Source organism: Aquabacterium sp., assembly GCF_035476535.1.
In the GTDB taxonomy this organism is placed as follows: Bacteria; Pseudomonadota; Gammaproteobacteria; order Burkholderiales; family Burkholderiaceae_C; genus Pseudaquabacterium.
In genome coordinates this window covers 1-3,490 of sequence record NZ_DATILJ010000204.1, presented here as the reverse complement: position 1 = coordinate 3,490, position 3,490 = coordinate 1, and the positions used below count along the sequence as shown (strand labels likewise).

At 67.7% G+C, this 3,490-nt stretch carries 4 protein-coding genes; 1 reads left to right on the top strand and 3 read right to left on the bottom strand.

Features of this window, described 5'->3' with window-relative positions; translation table 11 throughout:
* Positions 1 to 92 precede the first annotated feature (92 nt).
* Entirely contained in the window at positions 93 to 932 is an 840-nt protein-coding gene (scpB, locus tag VLK61_RS20125; RefSeq protein WP_325423411.1) for an SMC-Scp complex subunit ScpB, read from the bottom strand.
* Between the two features lie 262 nt (positions 933 to 1,194).
* Entirely contained in the window at positions 1,195 to 2,172 is a 978-nt protein-coding gene (locus tag VLK61_RS20120; protein ID WP_325423410.1) for an RluA family pseudouridine synthase, read from the bottom strand.
* A 79-nt stretch (positions 2,173 to 2,251) separates the two neighbouring features.
* On the opposite strand from VLK61_RS20120, the gene VLK61_RS20115 reads away from it, so the two are divergent.
* Positions 2,252 to 3,058, top strand: a complete 807-nt coding sequence (locus VLK61_RS20115) for an outer membrane protein assembly factor BamD (protein WP_325423409.1) — start codon at positions 2,252 to 2,254, stop codon at positions 3,056 to 3,058.
* 20 nt (positions 3,059 to 3,078) lie between these two features.
* Here VLK61_RS20115 and VLK61_RS20110 read toward each other — a convergent pair.
* Positions 3,079 to 3,490: ATP-dependent DNA helicase (locus tag VLK61_RS20110; RefSeq protein WP_325423408.1), on the bottom strand; the 412-nt coding region annotated here is incomplete at its 5' end.

Sequence of the window (3,490 nt, the reverse complement as noted above, 5' to 3'; positions counted from 1 at the left end):
GCGGCGTCGGCGTGGCTTGGGCGCCGGAATGGGCTCGTTGAGCGCTTCGCCGCTCCGTGAATCGGAGTCGGGCTGATCAGTGTCTTGCGGGTTCATACGGGCGCTGCGGGGGTTGATTCGTCGGGCAGAGCATCCGGGGTGGGCGACTCTGCGGGCACCGGCGCTTCGGCCGGCGGCTCGTGCGCGACGGCTTCGCTGCGCACAGGTTCTTCGGAAACGGTTTCGGCAAGGGCTTCAACGGCGACCTCGGCCGGTTCGGCATCGATGGCCATGTCGGGGCCCGGTTCTGCGGCAGGTGCCTCATCGCCGACGGCCTGATCGTTGGCCGCTTCATCCAGCGGCAATTGCGACTGGCCGTCCGCCCCTTCGGGCAGCAAGGACGGCTGCTCGGCGCCGAGGGCTTCCAGCGTTGCGGCATTCGGCGTGCCATCGATGGTGGGCAACTGATCCAGGCTGGCCAGCCCCAGGTCGTCGAGGAACTGGCGTGTCGTGGCGAAGAGCGCCGGGCGGCCTGGCGCTTCGCGGTAGCCGATGGCTTCGATCCAGCCGCGATCCTCGAGCTGCTTGACGATCTGGGCGCTCACCATGACACCCCGGATGTCCTCGATGTCGCCCCGCGTCACCGGTTGGCGGTAGGCAATGATCGCCAGCGTCTCCATCGTCGCGCGGGAATAACGTGGCGGCTTCTCGGGGTGCAGCCGGTCCAGGTACTGGCGCATCTCCGGCCGGCTCTGGAAGCGCCAGCCGGTGGCCAGCGCCACCAGTTCGACGCCGCGGTCTTCCCATTCGCGCATCAACTCATCGAGCAGGCTGCGCAAGGTGTCGGGGCCGACCTGATCGTCGAACAAGCTGCGCATGTCGCGCAGCGGCATCGGCTGCTGCGCACAGATCAAGGCGGTCTCGAGGACGCGCTTGGCCTCCAAGGTGTTCATGAACCTCTGTTCATCTGGGTCGCCGGCAGGGTGCGGCGACGGCATCGCATGTGGCTGGACGACTGGGGTGCAGCCCTCGCGGGTCGTGCACTGCTGTTGCATCGGGTTCGGCTTGTCGGGTGGCAGCTTTGCTGAAGACCCGGGTGGCCCGCCGCCAATCTGGCGCTTGTCGGGCGGCCTGGCTTTGTCGGCGGGAGTCTTGAAACTCCAACGCCTGGTGCCGGCTTGCGCAGCGATTGTAGCCCCATGCGCGATGCGCGCATCAAGCTTCGACGACTTGATGCCACGCGGCGGCCAAGTCCGTCGGCAAGGACGCCACAAAACTCAGGGGGCGGGCATCGATCGGATGGGCGAAAGCCAGCTCGGCAGCATGCAGGGCCTGGCGCGTCAGCCCCAGTGCCGGGCGGCCGCCATACACCGCATCGCTGACCAGCGGGTGGCCGGCATGCGCCAGGTGCACGCGGATCTGGTGCGTGCGGCCGGTGTGCAGCTTGCAGCGCAGCGCACTGATGCTCGCGCGTGAGGCCAGGCATTCGACATCGGTGCGCGCCGGCTTGCCCTGCGAAAGCACGGCCATGCGGACGCGCGACACCGGGTCGCGGCCGATCGGCGCTTCGATGCGGGTCTGCTGCCAGACCGGCACGCCATGCGCCAGCGCGAGGTAGATGCGCCGCACCTCCCGCGCCGCGATGCTGCGCACCAGCGCGGTCATCGCCGGCAAGGTCTTGGCCACCACCATCAGGCCACTGGTGTCCTTGTCGAGCCGGTGCACGATGCCGGCGCGCGGCAGCGCTGCGGCACCGGCATGGTGGGCCAGCAGGCCATTGAGCAAGGTGCCTGACCAGTTGCCGGGTGCCGGGTGCACCACCAGGCCCACCGGTTTGTCCAGCACCAGCAGGTGCTCGTCCTCGAACACGATCGCCAGCGCCATCGGCTCAGGGCGGAAGGCCTGGCTGGCGGCGGTGGGCACCAACTCGACACGCACCCGCTGGCCGACGCGCAGCTTGCGCGAAGCGGTCTGCTGCACGACCCCGTCGACCTGCACGTGACCGGCCGCTATCAGGCCCTGCAGGTGGCTGCGCGAGAACTCCGGCGCCATGGCGACCAGCATCAGGTCCAGCCGCCGCGCGTGGGCGGCTGCATCCACTGCCTGCTCGCGGCATTCAACGCCCGCTTCTTCGGCTTCGTCGGTTTCAGTATCGGTCTGGGTCTCGGCCGCGTCGGCGGCAGGATCCGGCATCTGGGAAGGGACCATTAGAATCGTGTGCTTTGCTTCTATGCCAGGAAGGACGGTGGCCGCGACGCCACCGCCGGGACCGATGAGCCTGTTCAAGCCTGTGCGCCCGTGGGCGCTTGTTGTACCGCTGATGCTCGCGCTGCTGGCGGGTTGCAGCTCGGATCCGAAGTTCGACGATGCCAAGGGCGACGTCGATAAATTGTATGCAGACGCCAAGGAAGACCTGAACGCCGGCAGCTACGAGCGGGCCATCAAGGCGCTGGAGCGCATCGAGGGCCGCGCCGCCGGCACACTGCTGGCACAGCAGGCACTGGTCGACATGGCCTATGCACAATGGCGCATGGGTGAACGTGTGCAGGCCGTGGCCACGCTGGACCGCTTCATCAAGGTTCATCCGTCCAGCCCGGCAATGGACTATGCGCTTTACCTGAAGGGCCTGGTCAATTTCATCGACAACGTCGGCATCCTCAGCGGCATCTCGCGCCAGAACGTCTCGGAGCGCGACCAGCAGGCCTCGCGCGATTCCTACCAGGCCTTCCGCCAGCTCGTCGAGCAATTCCCCGCGTCGAAATACACGCCCGATGCCCGGCTGCGCATGGACTACATCGTCAATTCGCTGGCCGAGTACGAAGTCCACGTGGCTCGCTACTACTACCGGCGCGGCGCCTACCTCGCGGCGGCCAATCGTGCGCAGCAGGCGGTGCGCGACTACCAGCAGACGCCGGCATCCGAAGAAGCGCTGTACATCCTGGCCGTCAGCTACGACCGCCTGGGCCTGAAGGACCTGAGCACCGACGCCGACCGCGTGCTGAAGAAGAACTTCCCCGACAGCCGCTACCTGAAGGACGGCGTGCGCGTACCCGAGCGCGCTTGGTGGCAGTTCTGGTGATGCCGAGGCGGCCCGTGCCGCTACACGGCCTGGTGCGCTGAGGCCAGCTCTTCCAGCCAGGCCAACGCGTCGGCCTCGGTGTCCAGCGTGCCCATCGGTGGCAGGGCCTGGCGCAGCTTGCGGCCATAGGGCATCTGCCGCAGCCGCGGATCGGTGATCACCAGCAGGCCGCGGTCGCTCTCACTGCGGATCAGACGGCCGGCGCCTTGCTTCAGCGAGATCGCGGCTTCGGCGACGAAATAGTCGTTGAAAGGATCGCGGCCCAGGCGCTCCAGCTCCTTTGAACGCGCTTGCACCAGCGGGTCGTTCGGCGGCGGGAAGGGCAGCTTGTCGATGATCACGCACTGCAGTGCGTCGCCAGGCACATCGATGCCCTCCCAGAAACTCTGCGAGCCGACCAGCACGCTGCGCGGCGTGTCCAGGAAGCGTTGC

Bases quoted from the DNA above. Each gene is read 5' to 3' on its own strand.
- scpB (WP_325423411.1), bottom strand. From the start codon at position 932: ATGAACACCTTGGAGGCCAAGCGCGTCCTCGAGACCGCCTTGATCTGT.
- VLK61_RS20120 (WP_325423410.1), bottom strand. From the start codon at position 2,172: ATGCCGGATCCTGCCGCCGACGCGGCCGAGACCCAGACCGATACTGAA.
- VLK61_RS20115 (WP_325423409.1), top strand. From the start codon at position 2,252: ATGAGCCTGTTCAAGCCTGTGCGCCCGTGGGCGCTTGTTGTACCGCTG.